Raw genomic sequence first — 22,848 nt, 5'->3', positions numbered from 1 at the left:
TGGTGATAACCTTCATTTTCAAGACCTTAAATAAGCTGTTAAAGCTTAATTGGCTTGTTATGGCTAAATAAACATGGGATAATAATCACAACAAGTGGCGATAAATACCCACTTTTACACACACCACCACAAAAAGACACTCATGACCGCCATTTTTAATCCACTACCTGCCCACAAAATTACCCACCGCACTAAAGTGTTGGATTTATCTACCCCTAAAGTTATGGGCGTGCTAAATGTAACGCCTGATTCTTTTTCAGATGGTGGGCGATTTAATACCCTAGATTACGCTTTAAAGCACGCTGAGCATATGCTACATCTTGGTGTAGATATCATCGACATCGGTGGAGAATCCACTCGCCCAAATGCTGCCGTTATCAGTACAGACGAAGAGCTGCGCAGAGTTATCCCTGTTATACAAAGTATCCGCAAAAATTTCGGTGATGAGATATGGCTGTCTATCGACACAAGCAACCCCACCATCATGAAACACGCCATAGAATCAGGAGCTGACATCATTAACGATGTTCGAGCCTTACGTCGTCCACTTGCAGCACAGACTGCCGCCAAGCTTAATTGTCCTGTGGTACTGATGCACTCTCGTGGCGAACCTGATACCATGAACGACTTAGCCACCTATGAAGATGTCCTAAGTGAGCTAAAAACAGAATTGCAAGCCGCTATCAGCTGTGCTGTGCAAGCAGGCATCAAAAAAGACCACATCATCATTGATGTGGGCATGGGCTTTGCTAAAAACTTTAGTCACCATCAGATAATCTTAAAGCACATAGATGAGATTATAAAACACTTTAATCTGCCCATGCTCTTTGGCGTATCTCGCAAGCGTTTTTTGGGTGAAATACTAAATAAAATGAACTTAGCCCATTTACAAAACCATGCAGCAATCGATCGTGATGGCATTGGCGTGTTAGCCCATCTGCTTGCCATTCAGCAAGGAGCAAGCATTGTGCGAGTGCATGATGTCGGACCTATGGTACAAGCGGTTAAATTTTGGCAAATAATGTTAGAAAATAATAAGTAAAATCAATATATTATGATATTTTTAAGCCATTATCATTTATTTTTTAAGAAAATTACTTGCCAAATATTAAAATTACGCTATAATGCTCCCCATCCAAAGCAAGCCGTGCTTGTTTATTGGGGTCGTGGCGAAATTGGTAGACGCACTGGATTTAGGTTCCAGCGGGGCGACCTGTGAGAGTTCGAGTCTCTCCGACCCCACCACATTAAAAAAAAGCTGATGTTCATTCATCAGCTTTTTTGTTATGAGTAAATCCAAAATATGGCATAAGCAGACACTGCCCGATGTGATATAATGGCATAAATTTAGTATCCATAAATTTAATATCAAGGACAGCTATGATATCCCCTAAGATTAAAAACAAATTCTCAAACCACCCTGAAATCATCACACGACCTGTACACCTGCGACTGTCTGAAGATATCATCTGTCATCTTGAAGATACCGCAGGACAGCATGGCTTTCGTCGTATCCAAGGGCTGATTCGCCTGTACATCCGCCAAGGTCTTGATAGGGATAATAACAACTACTCGCTAGCAAAAGACACCTTATTTATCGAAAAGCTACGCAAAAAAGGGGTAAGCCAAAGCATTATTGATGAAGCCTTAGCTGATCTTAACCGACCTAACGGACTTGACGGCTAAACTAACCAATAAAAACGCACCCCTTGTGAGTGCGTTTTTATTTATCGTCATTATATTACTGTAACTGTGCTTGCGACTGCTCTTGCAAGCCGACTTTAACACCTTCTCCAAGTCCTTTGCCCATCTGCACACCAAAACGGTCAAAAAAGCGTTGCATCGGATCAGTATAGCTATAATCTACATCAGGTAGGTCAAGCTGTTTTTTTAGCTTCATCATACCACCAAGCTTATCTGCCAAGCCAAGCTCCACTGACTGTGAACCAGCCCAAAACAGACCTGTAAAGATTTGATTTTTCTCAGGGTCTTTTAGCTTATCGCCACGACCTTTTTTAACGGCATTGATAAAGTTTTGGTGCGTTGCATTCAGCACGTTTTGGACATGGGTACGCTCTTTATCAGACATCGCACGAGTTGAGCTTAAAATGTCTTTATATTCGCCTGCTGTCATAGTTGTATCTGAAACGCCCACCTTATCCATCAGACCTTTAACATTATAGCTTGACATGATAACACCAATAGAACCCACCAAGCTTGATGGATTTACCCAAATCTCATCGGCTGCCGAAGCGATATAATACGCCCCGCTTGCACCGATATCGCCAATCACAGCATACACTTTCTTATCAGGATGCTCTTGGCGTAAGTCCATCACCATCTGCCAAATCTCATCTGACTGCACAGGCGAACCACCCGGTGAGTTAATATCTAGGGCGATAGCCTTAGCGTTCACATTTTCAAATGCGTCAATCAAAGCAGCGTTGATATTGTGAGCACTCGTCTCGCCAGTATCTGTAATCGCTCCATGAACATGAACCACCGCCAAATGTGGCTCAGATGCGTCTATCGGCATTGCCATACCTGTTGTCGGCGTGGTCGTACTGCACTGACTTAATAATAAAATCAGTGCTGCTATGTATAAGAACGTAAGAATCTTAAAAAATATTGACCACCTACGAGAACGACGCTGCTCATCGATACTAGCAAGCAAGGTCTTTTCAAGTAAATGCCACTCTTTGGTTGTTGGTCTTGTGGCGTCGGTTTGCACCGCTTGTGATGTTGGGGTTTTATTGGGGTTTGGTGGCCAAGCCATAATGACACCTTAAAATAAAAATTTACCTATTGTATCACGAAATATCCACCTTAGGTCAATCCTTAGCCGTCTGCATTTGTTGCCACTGCTGTATCTGTCTTTGGGCGGTGCTGATATTTTGTGCGGTAGGTTTTGCGATGATTTTTAGGTGATGCACGCCAAATCTATCCATCACCTGAGAATCTGACTGCGCCTGAATATGACTAAGCCACATGGTATTTTGGGATAAATCAGTCGTTAGATCTTGGCAAATCCACAGCCACAGTTGCCATAACTTCTCGGTGGTGGCTGCATTGATGATAACGCTTGTTATGTCGCTATCATCATCCATACCAATGCCACCTGTAAGATGCAGCTTAGGGGCGTTAATTTGTATGGTGCAATCCCACACTTGACTGTCTATAATCTGCGGCCACCCTGTGATGGCTTTAATGCTAAAATCATCACCTTGCCATGACTTGTTTTCATGACAAGATTGGGTCGCTAGATTGACAAGCTGTCTTTTGGTATGCCCTGCTTGCCAATACTCACCGACAGGGATAACACCCTTAATCTGTGCAACTGTCTGCACTAGATGATCGCTTGGCGTCTGCACGATAATACCTGCTAAGCTACTTACACTGTGTCTTTTTAGCTGATGGATAAGTGTGTCTGTATGAACTTTAGTGAGAGGCTTATCATCATAGCTTGCTAAAATTAGCCAGTTTGTTGTTCGTTTAGCATCTTGGATAAGAATCTGCTTAGCACCTGCCATATCACTTGCTAAGACAATAACCGACACGCCTGACGATCTTGGTTTTTCTGACCCATTTATCACGGTGAATGTAAAAATAAGCAAGGGTAACACCACAAGCGATTTTGGTAGAATTTTTGGCATAAGCCAAATACCTAAAGCCAAAAGTAATAACAATAGCCCCAAGCCACCAAAAAATGAATGCACCCATATCGCACCGCCATCACCAAAACGAATGAGCTCAAGAGCATAATGCACCCTATATAGAAGGTATGTAGAAATCTGCCATAGCCAATCTGCAAGATGTGGCAAGAACATAAACAGCACACCTGCCAAAAGATTAATCGGCACAATCACTATCCCAAACAAAGACACTGCCCATAAGTTTACAAACAGTCCCCATAAAGAAACCTTGCCAAACAGCACCAAGGATAAAGGTAGCATGGCAATAAACAGCCACATCTGCATTTGACATAGCATGATAAACCTAATAAAAATACGCCGTGATAATGGCAGCTTGTCTAAATCTAACGCCGTCAGCTGACTTTCATATCGCATTAAAATAAGCACAGCAATAAACGATAACCAAAAGCCTGCCTGCCATAACACTGATGGATCAAGCCAAATCATCGCCAGTGCAACAATCACAAGCACGCTGGCTGCCGATATCGGCAATGCTAACTGCTGTACCACCACAACTGCTAAAAGCATATAAACCGTACGCACAGCGGGCACATCAAAGCCTGTAAACCAAGCATACACGAAAGCCGCCACTGTCATAACCCATGCTCGTAGCTGCCTTCTAGGAATGTATTGATATGCTCGTGGGTAAAGCTGATTGACCATCGTCGCAAGAAAACCTGCCAATATCAATGCCAAGAACATCACATGAGTGCCAGAGATGGCAAGTAAATGGGAAATACCAGCAAACTGATATAAGTCCTTAGTATCACGATTAATGAGTGCACGGTCGCCTGTCAAAAGACTAAGCACTACTGCCTGAGCTTGGGCAATCTTTATGTCATACTGATACCAATTTTGATAAAAATGCTCTCTTAACTCCCATCTAAGCGACTGTAATTTTACGATAAAGCTACCGTCATCAGCAGATCTAGGCTTGCCATGCACCGCCACTATCTTTGCATTTGCATGGATATGGCGAGTATAAAGCCAGCGATAACCGCTAAAGCCATCTGCATTGGCTTTTTTATTTGGGGGTTCGATTAATAAAGTTAAGTCAATCTTAGTGTTTGGTGGTAAAGGTGGCAACTTAATTGCTTTGCCAAAACGCACGTCTTGGCGTAATAGTACAGTCATCGTACCAGTAAGGGGCGTATCATCTAGGCGGTCAGCTGACCCATCTTGCCAAAAAGGATTATCAGCGTGATCTGATACTGCATGATGATGAGCATTATGAACCAAAGATATGTCTGATAACTGAGCAACTTGGCGATAACTTGACCCTGTCAGCTCATCATAAACGCCATCGCTTATCTCTAAAATAGTGGCGGTCGCTCGCACAGTCTGGGCTTGGCGTGGTACGCTTTGCTCAAAAACTGCATGCGTGCTTAGCACTCTTATTATAAATAAGCACGCCATCAAGCCAAGTAAGCCAAACATAATCAGACGATTTATGCCAAGCTTTAAGAAAAAGCGGTCAACCCATAGATGACGATTAGGTTTTGCCACACCATCGGCATGGCGACGGCTAAAAACAGCATGCAAGATACAAAGCACAAAACAGGATAAGCTAAGCCATATAAAAAGCCTGTCGTCTAATAAAAAGGCTGAGTTTAGCAAACTTGGGGGCAGGTTTGGTGTAATGGATAGTAATCCTAAACATAACGCAATCACAACGCCTGCAAAAACCCAAATCGTCAAGGCAACGCCTCATCATCAAGTAAGTGATTGACAATAAGCCCAAGCAGTGGTAAGTCCTCAGGATAGGTTAATTTCATATTTAGCCTACTGCCCTGCACAATCTTAACAGGCATACCCACCATCTCAAAGCCACTTGCTTCATCAGTGATGGTTAAGTTTTCTTGTTGGATGGTGTTTAGCACCTTTTCTAGTTTATCAAGCCGAAAAGCTTGTGGCGTTTGAGCTTGCCATAAGTTTTGGCGTTCAATAGTGTGCGAAATAGTGACGCCATCTGCATACCTTAAAGTATCCACAACAGGTGTCGCCAATATCACCGCATCATTTAAGCCTAAACTTATAGCAGCCAATAAACATTCTAAATCTACTCGAGGCAAGCAAGCTCTAGCAGCGTCATGAATTAGCACCCAATCATCATCTTTAGCACCTTTTTGGCGAATTTGGCAGACGCCTGATATGACAGAATCCACACGCTCTGCCCCACCTTCGGCATAATTAATCACGCCATGAAACTTTGGCTTTAAGGTATGTACACGCCTATCGTCTTTTGCAACCACTATCGTCATATCTGCGATACTTGGGTGGTTTAGTCTTAATATACTATGCTCTAGCACAGTCTTATCACCAAGCGTTAAATACTGCTTGGGAATATCAGAGCCAAAGCGAGACCCCTTGCCTGCAGCAACAATCAGTGCGTGGATTTTTGGTGGTGTTTTTATAATTGACATAAAGATTTCCATATCAACGGCTAAAAATAAGACCAGCCAAAGCCAGTCTTAAATTTATAATTCAGGGGCATCTATCGGCTCTACTGCGTCTTCTTGCGACCGAGTCTCTTCTTGTACATAAGTGATGGGAGCATTTGACAGCTGGACGAATGTCTCGCCCGACTTAATTAGACCTAAGTCTAAACGTGCGTGTTCTTCAACTGCCGCCATGCCAGATTTTAGGTCTTTGACATCGGCACGCAGAACGTTATTGGTGTAGATTTTCTCTGCATTGATTCGCTCTTGCTCTTTGACTTGTTGTTGTAGTATGACTAAATTAGCGTGGCCATTTTCACCACGCCAATACTGATGTTGCAATAAGATAAACACAACAAGAAATAAGATGATTAAAGCGATCAATCCATAGATAGACTTATTGTCTTTATGTTTCGCTAAAAAAGTCACTTTACTCTACCAACTAACCACGTAAGCCAATAAATTCTTCACGACCACGATAGCTTGCCGTTACCATCTGCTCAATGCGAAGTAATTGGTTATACTTAGCCACACGGTCACTACGGCATAGCGAGCCTGTTTTAATCTGACCTGCTGCCGTACCAACGGCTAAATCTGCGATGGTGCTGTCTTCAGTTTCGCCCGAACGGTGGCTGATAACTGTCGCATAGCCATTTTGTTTTGCCAAATAGATGGCATCAAGCGTTTCAGTTAGCGTGCCGATTTGATTATATTTAATCAAAATCGCGTTAGCAATATGCTTATCAATGCCTTCTTGTAGGATTTTTGGGTTGGTAACAAATAAGTCATCGCCGACAAGCTGCACTTTATCGCCTAAAATTTTGGTGAGATAAGCCCAGCCTTCCCAGTCGCCTTCATCTAAGCCATCTTCGATCGAGATGATTGGGTATTGACGCACAAGATCTGCTAGATAATCAGCAAAACCTTGAGAATTAAAGGCTTTATTACCCTCGCCTGCCAATACATACTGACCATTTTTATAAAATTCACTTGACGCACAGTCTAACGCTAAATAGATATCTTGACCTGCTTTATATCCTGCCTTTTCAATCGCTTCTAAGATGACTGTAACCGCTTCTTCATTGCTACGCAAGTTTGGAGCAAATCCGCCTTCATCGCCCACAGCTGTATTTAGACCTTGTGCCTTTAATACAGATTTTAGACTGTGGAAAATCTCTGCACCCGCTCTTAGGCTTTCTGAGAAGCTGTTAAAACCAACAGGCTCAATCATAAATTCTTGGATATCCACAGTATTATCAGCGTGAGCACCACCGTTTAGAATATTCATCATCGGAACAGGCATAGAGAGCGAAGTCTGACCGCGTAGGTTTGCGATATACTGATGTAGTGGTAATTTTTGGGCGATTGCCGCTGCACGAGCCACTGCCAATGACACAGCCAAAGTGGCGTTTGCACCAAGTTTGGCTTTATTATCTGTACCATCTAGGTCGACAAGCTTATCATCAATGGCTTTTTGGTTGGTAACATCGCTATCTAACAAGGCTGCACGAATTTCACTATTCACATTAGCGACGGCTTTTTTTACACCTTTGCCCAGATAGCGATTTTTATCACCATCACGAAGTTCTAGTGCTTCACGAGATCCAGTTGATGCACCACTAGGTGCTGTACCACGACCAACTGTACCATCTGCCAAAATAACATCTGCCTCAATGGTTGGGTTACCACGAGAATCTAGAATTTCACGAGCAATAATATCTTTAATCTCGATTGCACTATTGGTTTCTTCTGCGTACATGGTAGTTCCTATTGTTTTGGTTAAAGTTTAGCTAAATACTTAGGGCGACTGTCACAGCTTTGCTGTCATAAATTTTATCAAGCAGCTAGACAGATCTATCTTTTAATATGTATCAAGCACATCAAAGCTCTTAACGGTATCGTCTAAGGTCTTAATCTGAGCTAAGAATGGTTCAAGCTGGTTTAATCTTAAGGCACACGGCCCATCGCACTTAGCTTCATCAGGATTTGGGTGAGCTTCTAAGAATAATCCTGCCAAGCCTGTTGCCATACCTGCTCGAGCAAGTGTTACGATTTGGTGGCGTCTGCCGTCTGCACTATCGCTACGCCCGCCTGGCTTTTGTAGAGCGTGCGTCACGTCAAAAAAGACAGGCACATTCATATCTTTCATGGTGTCAAAGCCAAGCATATCTACAATCAGATTATTATAGCCAAAGCTTGAGCCACGCTCACATAATATGACTTTGTCATTACCTGCATCAAGACATTTACCAATGATATGACGCATTTCGTGGGGTGCAAGAAACTGGGCTTTTTTGATATTAATAACCGCACCTGTTCGTGCAATCGCACTCACAAGATCAGTTTGGCGACTAAGAAAAGCGGGTAACTGTAAAATGTCCGCAACTTTTGCAGCAGGGGCTGCTTGATACGGCTCATGAACATCTGTGATAACAGGCACGCCGTATTTTTCTTTAATATCATTTAGCCAAGTTAAGCCTGTCTCAAGACTAGGTCCACGAAATGAGTGCAGACTGGAACGATTTGCTTTATCAAAACTTGCCTTAAACACATAGCCAATGCCCAAACGCTGACAAATATCAATGTAGTTTTCAGCGATTTCAAAAGCAAGCTCACGGCTTTCAAGCACATTCATACCGCCAAACAGCACAAACGGCAAATCATTACCAATCTCAATACCTGCCACATTGATGTGCGACTGTGCAACCAACTGTGTCATCGTGTTATCCTCAATTTTACCAAACTTATAAAATTAAACGCACCAAACATTTTGTCTGGTACGTTTATTCCTTAATGCTTTTGATCAATGGCTGCTTTAATAAAGCTATTAAATAGTGGATGTCCACCACGGGGCGAGCTTGTGAACTCTGGGTGATATTGCACCGCCACAAACCACGGATGGTTATTAATCTCAACTGATTCCACCAAATGCTGCTTAGCCGAATAACCAGAGATGGTCATGCCTGCATTCTCAAGCGGCTCAATATAGCGGTTATTCATCTCATAACGATGGCGGTGGCGTTCAGTGATGGTGCTTGAACCATAAATCTTAGCAAGCTTAGAACCTGTAACAAGTTCTGCTTTTTGGGCACCAAGACGCATCGTGCCACCTAAGTCGCTGTCATCGCTACGAAGCTGTAATTCGCCTTTTTCATCAAACCATTCGGTAATCAGACCGATGATTGGATTGGCAGTTCTGCGGTCAAACTCGGTAGAATCCGCCTCAATGTTAAGTACGTTACGTGCATACTCAATGACTGCAAGTTGCATACCTAGGCAAATCCCTAAAAATGGCACATCATTCTCACGGGCATAGCGAATCGCCATCATCTTACCAAGTGTACCACGCTCACCAAAGCCGCCAGGAACCAGCACCGCATCGCAAGCCTTAAGCTCTTCTAACAGCTCACTTTGGGTTTCTAATTTCTCAGCGTCAATGTAGTGGATTTTGACTTTAGTTTTATTGGCAATACCTGCATGCAACAAGGCTTCATTGACTGACTTATAGGCATCTGGTAGCTCTACATACTTGCCCACCATCGCAACAACAATTTCACCTGTAGAAGCAAATAAGCCTTCAATCACTTTATCCCAGTCAGATAAGTCTGCCTCTGGTGCTGTAATGCCGAAACGCTCACAGATGAGATCATCTAGGTCTTGTTCATAAAAACGGCGTGGAATCTGATAGATGCTACGTGCATCTTCGCATAGGATAACTGCTCGAGCCTCTACATTGGTAAATAGTGCGATTTTTTGGCGGTTATCTTCTGAGATGGGCTTTTCACTGCGACAAATCAGCACATCAGGCTGCAAGCCAATAGAACGCAATTCTTTTACCGAATGCTGAGTTGGCTTGGTTTTGCTCTCGCCTGCACTAGCAATGTACGGCACTAATGTTAGGTGCATGAGCAATGAGTTATCACGCCCAAGCTCTACTTGCATTTGGCGTACTGCCTCCATAAATGGCAAGCTTTCTATGTCGCCAACCGTACCGCCAATCTCGATGATGGCAATATCATAACCTTCGCCTGACGCACGGATTTTATGCTTGATTTCATCGGTGATGTGCGGAATAACCTGTACGGTACCGCCAAGGTAATCACCACGACGTTCTTTAGCAAGCACAGTTTGATAGATACGTCCAGAAGTGAAGTTGTTTACTTTACCCATTTTTGAATGGCGTAAGAAACGTTCGTAATAGCCAAGGTCAAGGTCTGTCTCTGCACCATCTTCGGTTACAAACACCTCGCCATGCTGAAACGGACTCATCGTGCCAGGGTCAACGTTAATATAAGGATCCATCTTGGTCATGGTAACTTTTAGCCCACGAGCTTCCAAAACGGCTGCCAAAGATGCGGCGGCGATGCCCTTACCCAAAGATGAGACTACGCCACCAGTCACAAAGATAAATTTAGTCATAATAATCATCGTCTACTGGTAAAACCGAATTTTACTAAATTTTGGTAAAAAAATACAGTCAAATCGATAAATTTTTATAGCCGCTTTGGTAAACTTAAGCGACTACCCCTAAAGTGTCGTTTCGACAACCGCTAAATCCTTAATGATAAGCTGTATATTTTGAACACCTTTCCATTCATTAATGTCAAGCGTATATAAGATATGCACAAGGCTTGCTCGATAATCCCATCGATCAGCATCATAATTAAACCAAATCGCATCAATAGGATACATCACGCCATCGTGCTTAAGTGTTAATTTTAAATGTTTGTCTTTTAGCACTTTGGCATCTACGATATGAAAGACCCCATCAAAGCTTGGCAGAACAAAGCCATTACCCCATACACTGATATTTTTTAGATCGGTTGCAAACTGTAAGCTAAAATCTTCAGGTAAAAGCGTGCCATCTGTGAACTGCTCTTCACTAAACACTTTATCATCAAAGCTGTTCATTACCTGGTTAAAGGCCTTAGCAAATGCTGTAAAATGACGCTTATAAATGGTCAGCCCCGCTGCCATCGCATGCCCACCAAAATGTAAAATCAACTCTGGATTTGCCACCGCTACCGCTTCAATGGCGTCTCTAACATGAATACCTGCGATGGAGCGTGCCGAGCCTTTAATCAGATCATCATCGCCCACGCATTTGGCATCCGCTGGTGCAAATACAATGCACGGACGATACAGACGCTCTTTAATGCGCCCAGCCACAATCCCAATTACTCCTTGGTGCCAGCTGTCTTGGTATAATACGACAGATTTTGGCAGCTCTTTTGTCTCGCCACATTCATCAGTTAAATGCAGTGTTTCAATAATGCTATTTGCCTCATCACGCATCTGCATCTCGACACTTCGGCGAGATTGGTTGAGACGATTTAGCTCAAGAGCAAGTGTATGTGCTGCACCCCAGTCATCGGCAAGCAAACACTCCACGCCAGTTCGCATATTATCCATACGCCCTGCAGCGTTAATGCGTGGGGCGATGGCAAAACCAAAATCATCACTGGTGATTTTTTGGTAATCTCGGCTCGCCTGCTCTAGTATTGCAAGCACGCCTAAACAGGCACGTCCTGCACGGATAGCATTTAGCCCATGCGTGACTAAGATTCGGTTATTTTGGTCAAGTACACCGACATCAGCAATCGTCCCAAGTGCCACCAAGTCCAAGTATCTTGATACATTCGTTGTGGTCTTATTCGCTTCTCGGCGAAGCTTAGCGACACGACCCATCACATAAAACGCCACACCAACACCCACCAATGACTTAGAGCCAAATTGACAGCCTTGCTGATTAGGATTGACGACAGCAGCAGCTTTTGGGGATGGCTTAGTGGTCAAATGGTGGTCAGTGATAATAACTTTAATACCAAGGTTGGTCGCTTGTTGGACACCGTCATGGCTTGAGATACCATTATCTACTGTGATAATCAAATCAGGGTTAAACTTATCAGCACTGTAAGTGACGATTTCTGGCGTCAAACCATAGCCAAACTTAAAGCGGTCTGGCACGATAAATTCCACCGTCGCGCCCATCTGTCTTAGACAGCGAACCACCAGTGCAGTCGATGTCGCCCCATCACAATCAAAATCACCCACAACCAAGATACGCTCACCTGCATCAATCGCTTGATCGATAAGTCTTGCTGCTTCATCTATGCCTAATAAATCAGTCGCTGGCAATAGGCTGCCCACCGAGACATCCAGCAGGCGTGTATCATCAATGCCTCGAGCCATCATCACCAAAGCTAATGTCTGAGAACCTAGCTGCTTCGTCAGCTCATCGGGTACTTTACCTGTGTAACGCTGAGTTAGGTTTAAAGATGTTGTTTTGATTGTCATAAGTGTCATTATTTTAAGGATTTTGGCAGACTAAATGTAATATTTTCTTCAATACCATTTAATTCTGTTGGCGTATCTGCTCCCCACGCTTGCAAGGTATCTAATACTTCTTGGATTAGCACTTCAGGAGCAGAAGCACCTGCAGTTACTCCAACTTGGGTTATGCCATCAAACCAAGATTTATCCATCTGAGAAGCGTTATCTATCAGATAAGCTTTTGCCCCCAGTCTCTCGGCAAGTTCACGTAAGCGATTTGAATTACTCGAATTAGGCGAGCCTACGACAAGAACGATTTGACACACTTTGGCTAACGACTTAACTGCATCTTGGCGGTTTTGAGTGGCGTAACAAATGTCGTCTTTACGGGGTGCATTAATCTTAGGAAATTTATTTTTTAGGGCGTCAATTACCACCGCCGTATCGTCCATAGATAGCGTAGTCTGAGTGACAAATGCCAAATCTTTGGCATCATCGCCATCAAAGTTTAGGCTAGCAACATCGTCAGCATCCTCAACCAAATGAATGCGGCCACCAAAACTGGTATCAAACCGTCCCATCGTGCCTTCAACCTCAGGGTGTCCTGCATGCCCAATCAAAATAGCATTCATGCCATCTTTGGCAAATTTACCCACCTCCATATGCACCTTGGTAACCAGTGGGCAGGTGGCGTCAAACACTGTCAAATCACGACGAGCTGCCTCATCTTCCACCGCCTTAGATACGCCATGAGCTGAGAAAATCACGATTGCCCCATCAGGCACTTCATCGAGTTCTTCAACAAAAATCGCCCCGCGAGATGCCAAATCTTCTACGACAAACTTGTTATGCACGACTTCATGCCGCACATAAATGGGCGGATTAAAGCGTTCTAGGGCGACATTAACAATCGCAATGGCACGGTCCACGCCAGCACAAAATCCACGTGGGTTGGCAAGTAAAATTTTCATGATTGTCTTTCTGTATGTACACTTTTAGGGTAAATTTGCCCACAAATTAAGCAGGCTTAAAGCCGTCTTTTAATCCTACAATCTGATAAAATACAGGCTTATTATCTTGGATGCTGTCTAAGATAAAGTAGCTTTCTCGCTCAAACTGAAAACGCTCACCAACCTGCGCTACTAAGGACGGCTCAACAACAGCGTCGTACACTGTTTGTGAATTGGGATTATAATGTGTAAGCACCCAAAGCGTATCATCGTCTGCATCAGGATGATTTGCCTTAATCTTGGCAATATGCTCATCTGTTAACTCATCATCCTCAAAAAGCAAGTGCTCAAATGTATATACCGCACTTGGCACACCCAAATCTGCCGATACCCAGTGAATCACCCCTTTAACCTTACGTCCTTCAGGATTATTGCCCAGCGTTTTTGGGTCGATGGTGGCGATAAGCTCTATCACATCTCCATTATCATCGGTCTTAAACTCTTCTACCTTTAGGATATAGCTATTACGTAGACGGATTTCACGATTGTCAGGCGATAGGCGTTTATAGCCTTCTGGTGGATTTAGCTCAAAGTCGCTTTGATCAATATAAATGGTCTTTGTAAACGGAATATCACGGTGACCCAAATCAAGGCTTGGGTGCTTAGGCTGACTTAGCCATAATACGCCATCTTTTACTTTAGTTGCGACCGTTGGCTTTTTAAGCGTTTCTACTTGGCTGATAGCTTCATCAAAATTGGTAATGGTGACTTTTAAGGGGCGAAGCACCGCCATGCCACGAGCTGTGCTATCCTCAAGTGAATTTCTTACACTAAATTCAAGCTGGCGAAAATCAACCACTCCATCTGCCTTACTAACGCCGATACGCTCACAAAAATCACGCAAACCCTCTGGCGTGTAGCCACGTCGTCTCATACCTGCAATGGTTGGCATGCGTGGATCGTCCCAGCCACTCACCACACCCATCTCAACTAGGCGTTTAAGCTTACGCTTAGAAGTTAGCGTGTGATCAATATTTAAGCGACTAAATTCGTACTGACGTGGGGGAATCTCAAATCCGACTTGCTCTACTACCCAATCATAAAAAGGACGATGATCTTCAAACTCAAGCGTACAAACTGAATGCGTAATTCCTTCTATTGCATCACTAAGTGGATGGGCATAATCATACATCGGATAAATGCACCACTTATCGCCTGTTTGGTGGTGGTGAGCATGCATCACACGATAGATAACAGGGTCTCGCATATTCATGTTAGGGTGATTCATGTCAATTTTGGCACGAAGCACTGCCTCGCCCTCTTTGTATTTGCCGTTTTTCATGTCGTCAAAGCGAGCCAAATTCTCCTCAATACTCGCCTCTCGCTGTGGCGATGGCACAGACGGCTTACCAAAGCCACCACGATTCTCACGAATCTCTTCGGGTGTTTGTAAATCGACATATGCCACGCCTTTTTTGATAAGCTTAACTGCCCATTCATACAGCTGGTCAAAGTAGTTTGACGCATAACGCACATCACCTGCCCAGTCAAAACCAAGCCATTGAACGTCTTTTTTAATGCTATCCACAAAGTCTTGCTTTTCGGCGGTAGGGTTAGTGTCGTCAAATCGCAAATTACACAGACCCTGAAATTCTTGTGCCAAGCCGAAGTTTAGGCAGATTGACTTAACATGTCCAATGTGTAAAAAACCATTTGGCTCTGGTGGAAATCGCGTAACGATACGCTCATGCTTATTATTTGCTAGGTCATCTTTGATGATGGTGCGGATAAAGTTATTTTTTTCGGTGTCAGGTTTGATGTTGGTCATAGCAGTCTTATTTAAATAAAATAAATCGTTTATTCTAGCACAAGTTATAGCGACTTGCTATTTTTAACCCCTAAGATTGCATAACTTATGATAATTACTTTTATATCACCCAAAAGGTTGCTCCAAAACACACGTGTTATTTTGGCGTTATGATTAAATTACAATTATATACTTATTTTTTTGTTAAAAATTTGATAATATGGTATGTGTTATTTCACATTCATTTATTTTTGGAGATTATCATGGATATGCCTATTGTAGAGCTTGACACTAACTTTGGTTCTATCGTCATTGAGCTTAATGAAGAAAAAGCCCCACAAACCGTTGCTAACTTTTTAGATTATGTTCAAAGTGGGCATTATGACGGCACGATTTTTCATCGTGTGATTAACGGCTTTATGATTCAAGGTGGCGGCATGGAAAGCGGTATGAAGGAAAAACGCACTGGCACACCAATTAAAAACGAAGCAGACAACGGTCTAAAAAATGACGTGGGTACGATTGCGATGGCTCGCACAAATGATCCACATTCTGCAACTTCCCAATTTTTCATTAACGTAAATAATAACGATTTTTTAAACTACTCAAGCCCAACACCTCAAGGCTGGGGTTATGCTGTTTTTGGTAAAGTTATTGATGGTATGGACGTGGTTAATCAGATTAAGAACGTAAAAACAACAAGTTATGGCTTTCACCAAGACGTACCTGTGGATGCTGTCGTTATTAATTCCGCTAAAGTCATCCAAAAGTAATGCCTAATTCATCACAAGTATTTTTAAGCTTTGAGCATTTACTTACTACAAAACCGCATGATATTCGTGCGGTTTTTGTCAGTGATTTACATTTATCTGAGCAGACCACGTCGCTGACTGCGGCATTTAACCATCTGTTAATGAATCTGATTAAATTACCAAATTTACAGCACTTATTTATTTTGGGAGATTTTTTGGATGCTTGGCTTGGTGATGATGATTTTATCAATCAAACATGGCTTAAGCAAACGACAGATCTATTGCAAGCCTTAAGCGATCATTGTCATATTTATATCATGCATGGCAATCGTGACTTTACCCTTGGGCAACAATTTTGTGATATTTTTCGTGGCACGCTGATTCAAGCACCGTATTATCATGCCATAAAAGGCAAAATCATTCGCCTAGAGCATGGAGATGCACTATGCACTGACGATATAAGCTATCAGCGTTATCGTGCGATTATCCAAAACCCTGTGGTAAAATTTTGTCTATTAAATACGCCTTTAGTGGTTCGCCAAAAACTTGCCAAAACCATCAAAAGCCAAGCCCATAAAGACAAAAATAAAAAGCCCAAAGTGGTGATGGATGTCAATGATGCCGCTGTTCAGCTTGCCTTAAAAACGTGCGATATACTCATTCATGGGCATACGCATCGCCCTGCTGTGCATAATCATCATGATAAAACAAGAGTAGTACTCGGTGATTGGCACTATAACGATAATCAAGTAACGGCTGTTATTGGGGTAGCTTGTGAAACGGTGGCGTTATACACATTTAAGCACCAAACATAAAGCCCATCACTCACACCAAGACCAAAACCCAGCCTTGTAGCACCCACCACACGCCCACAAATCCAAGGCTTAGCACTGCTGCAGATAACCAAAACAGACTAACCAATCTGACTTTTATCATGCGTAAATCTGCCACAAAAGCAAGCCCAAGCAATGCTCCAACAATTAAACCGCCAATATGCCCTGCATTATCAATGCCATCAACAGCAAAGCCCATAATGACATTAACACCCATCACCATCGCTAAGTTTTTCGTGCTTAAAATAAATGGCGTACGAGCTTTCGTTGCTGCCAGCACGAATAATGCTGACCCAAGACCCATGATACCGCCTGAAGCACCTGCCGACAGCCCAACAGGCCCACCTGCCAATACATCTTGCCAAGTGATAAACAGATTTAGCAAATTACCGCCAATTGCTGATACCATAAAAACCACAAAAAACCGCAAGCTATTTAAAATCTGCTCTGCCACTTGACCAAAAAAATACATAGCAAAGGCATTAAATAACAGATGGATTAAGCCAATATGTAAAAACACACTGCTGACAATCCGCCATGGCTCAATCGTCAAAGATAGCGGTAAGAAGTTGGCTCCAAAATGAATCAAATCATCTGAATTTGGTGAGTCAAGCGATACGCCAGCCACCGTTTGCCATAGTGCTACGATAACAAAACTAATGATTAAAAAAAGCGTAACAGGTGCAAGACGAACAAGTTGATCTAATTTCATTTTTGGTATGATATGATTAAAAATAGGAGTTAAGCTGTGGCAATATTAGCATTAAAGAATATGGCATAAATACTATAAATGCAAATCATGCCCACAGCGGTCGCAAAATTTGGCATTGGACGCATGACCAAATTTGCCGCAATTCGGGCAAGAGATGGGGTGTAGCTGTGGTCGCATGGTGCGTGTCAGCTCTGCGGTAAAAATCCCTGTCGGCACCGCAATGATGGCATAACCTGTAATCATCACCATACTTGCGATGGCTTGACCTAGTGGTGTTTTTGGTGAAATATCACCATAGCCTACGGTGGTCAGCGTAACTATTGCCCAATAAATAGATAAAGGAATACTGGTAAAACCGTTTTCAGGGCCTTCAACGACATACAATACCGAACCAAAAATCGTGACCAACAATAACAATGACACAAAAAATACGATGATTTTATGCTGGCTGGTCTTAAACGCCGCCGCCAAAAATCCCGCCTGCTGCATATAAGACTTAAGCTTAAATACTCGAAATATCCGCAAAATACGCAAAATACGCACCACAAGCAGATATTGCGTCCCCACAAAAAATAAACTCAGATAGCTTGGCAATAATGCCAACAAATCCACCACCCCAAAAAAACTAAACGCATAACGGCGACGATTGGGGGCAGAATACAGCCGCAGCATGTATTCTATGGTGAATAACAGCGTAAAAAACCATTCTGCATAAAAAAATAGCTTGCCATATTGCAATCTTAAAATCAGCACACTATCTAACATCACCACCGCCACCGACAACGCAATGGCAATCAGTAGCACCACATCAAAAAATTTACCCATGCGGGTATCAGTGCCTTCAATGATGATATGAATACGTTCTGCAAGGCTGTGCTTATGATGGGTTTTCATAGAATGATGATGAATAAAATTTACGCTTATTTTACCAAAAAATTTCATCATGTGCTGGTGTTGTCAATAAATTGTCAATAAAAAAGAGCGTTGGCTGGCGTGGGTGTATTTTTTGTGGTGGATTTTATGGTAAAATAGGCGATTATTTTTGTGTAGTAATTTTCAATCAAATCAATAAAAAGGTAATATTATGGCAGGTCATAGTAAATGGGCGAATATCAAACATCGCAAAGCCAAACAAGATGCCGCAAAGGGCAAAATTTTTACCAAAATCATTCGTGAGATTGTCTCTGCTTCTAAGGGGGGCGATCCAGACCCTGCAAGCAACCCACGCCTAAGAGCCGTGCTAGAAAAAGCCAATGCCGCCAACATGACCAAAGATGTCATCAAGCGTGCCATTGAACGTGGACAAGGCGGTGGTGAAGGCGACAACGTCCAAGAGATTACCTACGAAGGCTATGGCGTGGGCGGTGTGGCGGTCATCGTGGAGACCATGACCGATAACGTCAATCGCACGGTGGGCGAAGTTCGCCACGCATTTAGCAAGCACGGGGGCAATCTTGGCACATCTGGCTCAGTGGCATATTTATTTAGCAAGCGTGGCGAGATTGTCTTTCACGATGTATCGCTTGAAGATAAAGTGATGGAGATTGCCCTAGAAGCAGGAGCAAGCGACATTGAAAACGATGGCGAGAGCCTACTTGTCATCACCGAACCTAATGACTTTGGGGTGGTGGTGGACGCACTAGCAAATGCAGGACTAAAAGCAGACAGCATGGAAGTTACCATGTCGCCTTCTACCACAGCCGACATTGATGATATTGACGATGCACAGCGTGTGCTAAAAATGATTGATATGCTAGAAGACTTAGACGATGTGCAAGAAGTCTATACCAACGTCAATTTTAGCGATGATGTGATGGCACAATTAGATGCTTAATTTATCATAGGCTTTAAAATAAGATATGATAAATTCATTTATCATATCTTATTTATTTTTGACCGATAACTCATCATGAAATCATATCCTATTTTTGAATTAAAAGCATTGCATGGACTTTGCACCAATCATAGAAATTTATTGAAAAAATATCAGCAATGTGCGTGTTTTCATTGTTTGACCTATTTTGATTATAGCGATATTCAAAAAGAAGACTGGATTGATAATAATGATACAGCCCTATGCCCTTATTGTGGCATTGATGCTGTGTTACCCAACGATTTTAACAATCTGATTGAAGAAAATTTATTAAAAACCATGCAAAAGTATTTCTTTTCATGATATTTAATGGGTTTTATTTTAAATCGAATAGCCTATTAAATTATCGGTTTTTGTTTATCATACTGACAACCAACCATGTCGATACAAACAAAGGAACCCTATGCTCACCCATTATGTCCGCTCTATCATCACCGCCACTGTCTATGATGTCGCCATTCGCACGCCCTTAGACCAAGCCGTGAAACTGTCGGCACGCTTTGATAACGACATTCGGCTAAAACGAGAAGACTTACAGCCTGTATTTAGCTTTAAACTGCGTGGAGCTTATAATAAAATCAGCCAATTATCCACCGAACAAAAGGCAAAAGGGATCATCTGTGCATCTGCTGGCAATCACGCCCAAGGGGTGGCATATTCAGCAAGCAAATTAGGTTTACACAGTACCATCGTCATGCCAACCACCACGCCAGACATCAAAGTCAAGGCAGTCAAAGCATTAGGTGGCAATGTCGTGCTACATGGCGACAGTTTTGATAAAGCAAACCAATTTGCCATAAATAAAGCAAACACAGATGCTCTGACCTACATCGCCCCTTATGATGATAAGCTTGTCATCGCAGGACAAGGCACGGTGGCATTGGAGCTATCGCAGGATTGGCGTGAGATGGAATATGTCTTTGTGCCTGTGGGCGGTGGCGGTTTGATTGCGGGGATGGCGGCATTTTTGGGCGAGATTGCCCCACACGTCAAAGTGATTGGTGTAGAATCTGACGGCTCTGATTGCCTAAACATCGCACGAAAAACAGGCGAGCGAACACGTCTGCCACAAGTATCACTCTTTGCTGATGGCGTGGCAGTCGCCCAAATCGGACAAATCCCCTTTGATGTCGTCAGCCTCCCCAAATCAGATGGACAAAAAAGCGTGGTAGATGATGTCATCACGTGCAGTAACGATGAGATATGTGCCGCCGTCAAGGATATTTTTGAAGAAAATCGCCACATCGTTGAGCCATCTGGGGCGTTGGCGTTGGCAGGTCTTAAAAAGTACATTCAAACCCATCATTTACTCGGCAAAAACTGCGTGGCGATTGTATCAGGGGCGAACATGAACTTTGATAGATTACGATACATTGCTGAACGCACCGAGATTGGCGAATCCAAAGAAGCGGTTTTTGCAGTGCAAATCCCAGAGCGGACAGGGGCATTTTTGGATTTTTGTCGCTCACTACAAGGGCGAAACATCACCGAATTTAACTACCGAGTCAAACCATCATCAAAAGATGCTCATGAGTCTGCCAGTATTTTTGTGGGCATCGGCTTAAAAGATGGACAAAAAGAACGTTCAATCATCGCCCAAAAATTAGATGAAGATAACTATCATGCCTATGATTTGACAGACGATGAAGTCGCCAAAACACACATTCGCTATTTGATTGGCGGACACGCCTACCTTGATGATGAAGAGATTTTCCGTGTCGTATTCCCAGAGCGTCCTGGGGCATTATTAAATTTCTTAGAAAAATTAGGTCAAGATTTTAATATCACGCTGTTTCATTATCGCAATCACGGCGCTGCCGAAGGACGGATTTTGGTGGGGTTACAAGCCACCGCCCAAAGCTCACGACAAATCTTGGACGCACTGACCGACATCGGCTATGAATGTGAAAAAGTGAGCGATAATGTAGGGTATGGGTTATTTTTGAAATGACAGACGTTCCTGACGACATGGACGGCAAAGTCAGCGGCATTCATCAAGATGGCTTTAGTGTACTTGATGAATGCCACGAGTCTTTATCATCAGCTTATCCGATTAGCCATGATTTTGATGACGGCATTCTCCTTAGCCAGCATTTGCCAATTATCTTGATTGCCTTAGTGTTTGGCTTTAATTTAATCAATACATGGATTGGTTTATTTTATGGCAATGGCGATGTTATTGCTGTATTGATAATCTCACTTGCCTTTGTGGGGGTATTTGGATTTGGGCTATATTTGCCAATCATTCACTTTATCATGTGGCGACATCACAAAGATATGCTCGTCATTGATAAAGACCATTTGGCGTGTATTTTAAAATTTAGTGATAAACAAAAGACCGTCATCAGTTTTGAGCGCATTTATCACATAGAACTAAAATCTTACACCCACACATGGCAAAAGCTGGTGCTTTATCACATCAGTTTTAGCGATGACGGTCAATTTTATAAAAAACACAAAAACACCATTGGTTATGTCAGCGGATTTGACAAACAAAAATCCAAACAAATCCTTAGCGACATTACTCACGCCATGCTAACTTATCACGCCAATCATCAGGTTTGTCTGCCTAAGATAAACCGCATTCGTCAGCGTTAAATTACTCAAAATCCGCCTGCCTTGCCTTAAAAAATTCATAATACGCCCTGACATTATCCAATTCTGTCCATTTTTTAACGACAGGGATATTATCCACATCATAAATTTTGGCATTTGGCATGGATAATAAAAACGGCGAATGCGTGGCAATAATAAACTGACAATGATAAAAGCGTACGCTATCGGTAATAAAGTTCATCAGCTCCATTTGTCTGTTGGGCGATAGGCTATTTTCTGGCTCATCTAATAAATACAGGGCATTATCCGTAATTCGCTCGGTAAAATAAAAAAACGCACTCTCGCCATTAGACTGCTCTTTGATATGATGAATATTTTGCTTGTGCATATAAGCAAATTGGCTTTTACTCTTTTTTTATCGCTTTATATTTATCGGTATCTAGGGCTTTAAAATCAGCCAAGGAACGCACTTTGATATTGCTATATTCTTTGTAGTCATTGATGAGATTTTGGCGATGATTTTCAATGCCTTGATTTAAATGGCGAACCTCAAGCATATAATCAAAGACATCATCGCTTGTGATAATTTGGCTATCATCAGGAATATAATCAATATCCGTCAAACAAAGATTTAGATAATTATCAAAATAAGGCGAGCGATTAAAAGCGGTTTTGCGGTGTAATGCCAATTTTTCGGCAATGATATTAAGTAAGGTGGTTTTGCCAGAGCCATTAGTACCATAAAAAAAAGGTCAGCGGTTCAAATTCAAACGTAATGGCGTGGTCGTAATCTTGTCGTTTGTGGGTAAAGGCGTTAAAGGGGTGAAAATTGGTGGCGTTGCGTAAGTGTTCTAAAATGTATTCATATTCCACCCTTTCGGTGGGTAGGGCAAAGGATTTTAGGTAGGTTTTCATGATGATGTTGCATGGCAAATGATTTGTTTAGATTATCACACAAAAAC

Annotated in this window: 23 protein-coding genes and 1 tRNA gene; 9 read left to right on the top strand and 15 right to left on the bottom strand. The window is 42.6% G+C overall.

The window, feature by feature from the left end; genetic code table 11:
* Positions 1-142: 142 nt before the first annotated feature.
* The 3 genes from folP (at position 143) to LU293_RS07890 (ending at position 1,686) form a co-directional block, all read left to right on the top strand.
* A complete protein-coding gene (gene folP, locus LU293_RS07900) occupies positions 143-1,042 on the top strand; it encodes a dihydropteroate synthase (protein WP_242747120.1) in 900 nt (299 codons plus the stop codon).
* A gap of 118 nt (positions 1,043-1,160) precedes the next feature.
* A tRNA-Leu gene (locus LU293_RS07895) sits at positions 1,161-1,245 on the top strand.
* Between the two features lie 135 nt (positions 1,246-1,380).
* A complete protein-coding gene (locus tag LU293_RS07890; RefSeq protein ID WP_242747117.1) occupies positions 1,381-1,686 on the top strand; it encodes a CopG family transcriptional regulator in 306 nt (101 codons plus the stop codon).
* 55 nt (positions 1,687-1,741) lie between these two features.
* Here the strand turns inward: LU293_RS07890 and sppA are convergent, their stop codons facing one another.
* The 10 genes from sppA to LU293_RS07840 all read right to left on the bottom strand — a co-directional run bounded on the left by sppA (position 1,742) and on the right by LU293_RS07840 (position 15,181).
* Positions 1,742-2,776 carry a signal peptide peptidase SppA gene (gene sppA / locus LU293_RS07885; RefSeq protein WP_242747115.1) on the bottom strand — a complete coding sequence of 345 codons (1,035 nt, stop codon included), beginning with the start codon at positions 2,774-2,776 and terminating at the stop codon, positions 1,742-1,744.
* Positions 2,777-2,831: 55 nt separating this feature from the next.
* The gene (locus LU293_RS07880) at positions 2,832-5,390 is read right to left on the bottom strand and encodes a ComEC/Rec2 family competence protein (protein WP_242747113.1); all 2,559 of its coding nucleotides are present in this window, start codon (positions 5,388-5,390) and stop codon (positions 2,832-2,834) included.
* Positions 5,387-6,115: a 2-C-methyl-D-erythritol 4-phosphate cytidylyltransferase gene (gene ispD, locus LU293_RS07875; protein ID WP_242747111.1), complete on the bottom strand. Its 729-nt coding sequence runs from the start codon at positions 6,113-6,115 to the stop codon at positions 5,387-5,389. The genes LU293_RS07880 and ispD overlap by 4 nt, the downstream gene beginning before the upstream one ends.
* Before the next feature lie 54 nt (positions 6,116-6,169).
* A complete protein-coding gene (locus LU293_RS07870; RefSeq protein WP_242747110.1) occupies positions 6,170-6,559 on the bottom strand; it encodes a septum formation initiator family protein in 390 nt (129 codons plus the stop codon).
* 13 nt (positions 6,560-6,572) lie between these two features.
* The gene (eno, locus tag LU293_RS07865; protein ID WP_242747109.1) at positions 6,573-7,889 is read right to left on the bottom strand and encodes a phosphopyruvate hydratase; all 1,317 of its coding nucleotides are present in this window, start codon (positions 7,887-7,889) and stop codon (positions 6,573-6,575) included.
* 102 nt (positions 7,890-7,991) lie between these two features.
* Entirely contained in the window at positions 7,992-8,849 is an 858-nt protein-coding gene (gene kdsA, locus LU293_RS07860; RefSeq protein ID WP_242747107.1) for a 3-deoxy-8-phosphooctulonate synthase, read from the bottom strand.
* 71 nt (positions 8,850-8,920) lie between these two features.
* Complete coding sequence (gene pyrG, locus LU293_RS07855; protein ID WP_242747105.1) at positions 8,921-10,549, bottom strand: CTP synthase; 1,629 nt, start codon at positions 10,547-10,549, stop codon at positions 8,921-8,923.
* Between the two features lie 108 nt (positions 10,550-10,657).
* Positions 10,658-12,427 carry a single-stranded-DNA-specific exonuclease RecJ gene (gene recJ / locus LU293_RS07850; protein ID WP_242747102.1) on the bottom strand — a complete coding sequence of 590 codons (1,770 nt, stop codon included), beginning with the start codon at positions 12,425-12,427 and terminating at the stop codon, positions 10,658-10,660.
* Between the two features lie 8 nt (positions 12,428-12,435).
* Positions 12,436-13,374, bottom strand: coding sequence for a 4-hydroxy-3-methylbut-2-enyl diphosphate reductase (ispH, locus tag LU293_RS07845; RefSeq protein WP_242747099.1), 939 nt, complete (start codon positions 13,372-13,374; stop codon positions 12,436-12,438).
* Between the two features lie 46 nt (positions 13,375-13,420).
* Entirely contained in the window at positions 13,421-15,181 is a 1,761-nt protein-coding gene (locus LU293_RS07840; RefSeq protein ID WP_242747096.1) for a glutamine--tRNA ligase/YqeY domain fusion protein, read from the bottom strand.
* Positions 15,182-15,423: 242 nt separating this feature from the next.
* On the opposite strand from LU293_RS07840, the gene LU293_RS07835 reads away from it, so the two are divergent.
* Both LU293_RS07835 and LU293_RS07830 read left to right on the top strand, forming a co-directional pair.
* A complete protein-coding gene (locus LU293_RS07835; RefSeq protein ID WP_375540327.1) occupies positions 15,424-15,933 on the top strand; it encodes a peptidylprolyl isomerase in 510 nt (169 codons plus the stop codon).
* A complete protein-coding gene (locus LU293_RS07830) occupies positions 15,933-16,727 on the top strand; it encodes a UDP-2,3-diacylglucosamine diphosphatase (RefSeq protein ID WP_242747094.1) in 795 nt (264 codons plus the stop codon). Before LU293_RS07835 ends, LU293_RS07830 begins: the two co-directional genes overlap by 1 nt.
* A 10-nt stretch (positions 16,728-16,737) precedes the next feature.
* On the opposite strand, the gene LU293_RS07825 is transcribed toward LU293_RS07830, so the two are convergent.
* The gene (locus tag LU293_RS07825) at positions 16,738-17,457 is read right to left on the bottom strand and encodes a rhomboid family intramembrane serine protease (RefSeq protein ID WP_242747091.1); all 720 of its coding nucleotides are present in this window, start codon (positions 17,455-17,457) and stop codon (positions 16,738-16,740) included.
* A gap of 72 nt (positions 17,458-17,529) precedes the next feature.
* Positions 17,530-18,351, bottom strand: a complete 822-nt coding sequence (locus LU293_RS07820) for an ion transporter (protein ID WP_242749733.1) — start codon at positions 18,349-18,351, stop codon at positions 17,530-17,532.
* A 190-nt stretch (positions 18,352-18,541) separates the two neighbouring features.
* Between LU293_RS07820 and LU293_RS07815 the strand changes: the two genes are divergently transcribed.
* The 4 genes from LU293_RS07815 (at position 18,542) to LU293_RS07800 (ending at position 21,928) form a co-directional block, all read left to right on the top strand.
* Positions 18,542-19,291, top strand: coding sequence for a YebC/PmpR family DNA-binding transcriptional regulator (locus LU293_RS07815; protein WP_242747089.1), 750 nt, complete (start codon positions 18,542-18,544; stop codon positions 19,289-19,291).
* A gap of 75 nt (positions 19,292-19,366) precedes the next feature.
* Positions 19,367-19,633 carry a cytoplasmic protein gene (locus LU293_RS07810; RefSeq protein ID WP_242747087.1) on the top strand — a complete coding sequence of 89 codons (267 nt, stop codon included), beginning with the start codon at positions 19,367-19,369 and terminating at the stop codon, positions 19,631-19,633.
* A 100-nt stretch (positions 19,634-19,733) separates the two neighbouring features.
* Positions 19,734-21,281, top strand: a complete 1,548-nt coding sequence (gene ilvA, locus LU293_RS07805) for a threonine ammonia-lyase, biosynthetic (RefSeq protein ID WP_242747084.1) — start codon at positions 19,734-19,736, stop codon at positions 21,279-21,281.
* The gene (locus LU293_RS07800) at positions 21,278-21,928 is read left to right on the top strand and encodes a hypothetical protein (protein WP_242747082.1); all 651 of its coding nucleotides are present in this window, start codon (positions 21,278-21,280) and stop codon (positions 21,926-21,928) included. Before ilvA ends, LU293_RS07800 begins: the two co-directional genes overlap by 4 nt.
* Before the next feature lies 1 nt (position 21,929).
* Here the strand turns inward: LU293_RS07800 and LU293_RS07795 are convergent, their stop codons facing one another.
* From LU293_RS07795 to LU293_RS07785, 3 genes are read right to left on the bottom strand one after another with little or no spacing between them, the layout of a single operon-like run.
* Positions 21,930-22,274: an AAA family ATPase gene (locus LU293_RS07795; RefSeq protein ID WP_242747080.1), complete on the bottom strand. Its 345-nt coding sequence runs from the start codon at positions 22,272-22,274 to the stop codon at positions 21,930-21,932.
* A gap of 16 nt (positions 22,275-22,290) precedes the next feature.
* On the bottom strand, positions 22,291-22,575 hold the full coding sequence (locus tag LU293_RS07790; RefSeq protein ID WP_242747077.1) for a hypothetical protein: 285 nt from the start codon (positions 22,573-22,575) through the stop codon (positions 22,291-22,293).
* Positions 22,576-22,618: 43 nt separating this feature from the next.
* A complete protein-coding gene (locus LU293_RS07785; protein ID WP_242747074.1) occupies positions 22,619-22,801 on the bottom strand; it encodes a hypothetical protein in 183 nt (60 codons plus the stop codon).
* Between the last annotated feature and the right edge of the window lie 47 nt (positions 22,802-22,848).

It is taken from the genome of Moraxella nasovis, assembly GCF_022701215.1.
GTDB classification, from domain to species: Bacteria; Pseudomonadota; Gammaproteobacteria; order Pseudomonadales; family Moraxellaceae; genus Moraxella; species Moraxella nasovis.
This window is presented reverse-complemented; position numbering and strand designations above follow the sequence as displayed.